A 468-nucleotide genomic window follows, 5' to 3' on the forward strand; every position below is an offset into this window, starting at 1 on the left:
TTGTGGTTCATGACTGGGGTGAAGTCGTAACAAGGTAGCGCTAGGGGAACCTGGCGCTGGATCACCTCCTTACGTAAAGATTGTGCATTGATGAGTGTTCACACAGATTGATTTGGTTTAAAGAAAAGAGACGATGCTGGGTCTGTAGCTCAGGTGGTTAGAGCGTTCGCCTGATAAGCGAGAGGTCGGTGGTTCAAGTCCACTCAGACCCACCAATCCTTCTTTGAAGCGATTGGCAATACAGTATCACACATCCGATGGGGCTATAGCTCAGCTGGGAGAGCGCCTGCCTTGCACGCAGGAGGTCTGCGGTTCGATCCCGCATAGCTCCACCATCTTTAAGTGTTCTTAAAAAAGAATCTTTAAAAATGGTTTTCGTTTTCGAAAATCTTGCTCTTTAACAATTTGGAAAGCTGACAAAGTAACATTATTCTTTATGAATAAAATTACTTGTAAAGTTCTCAATCT

Annotated in this window: 2 tRNA genes and 1 rRNA gene; all 3 read left to right on the top strand. The window is 44.2% G+C overall.

The features are described 5' to 3' along the window. Window positions 1-72: ribosomal RNA gene (locus tag EXA13_RS16720) — 16S ribosomal RNA — on the top strand; the annotation flags it as partial. A gap of 66 nt (window positions 73-138) precedes the next feature. After that, window positions 139-215 (top strand) — tRNA-Ile (locus tag EXA13_RS16725). 44 nt (window positions 216-259) lie between these two features. Next, window positions 260-335: transfer RNA gene (locus EXA13_RS16730), tRNA-Ala, on the top strand. The last annotated feature ends 133 nt before the right edge of the window (window positions 336-468 follow it).

It is taken from the genome of Vibrio cincinnatiensis (assembly GCF_022113815.1).
Classification (GTDB): Bacteria; Pseudomonadota; Gammaproteobacteria; order Enterobacterales; family Vibrionaceae; genus Vibrio; species Vibrio cincinnatiensis_A.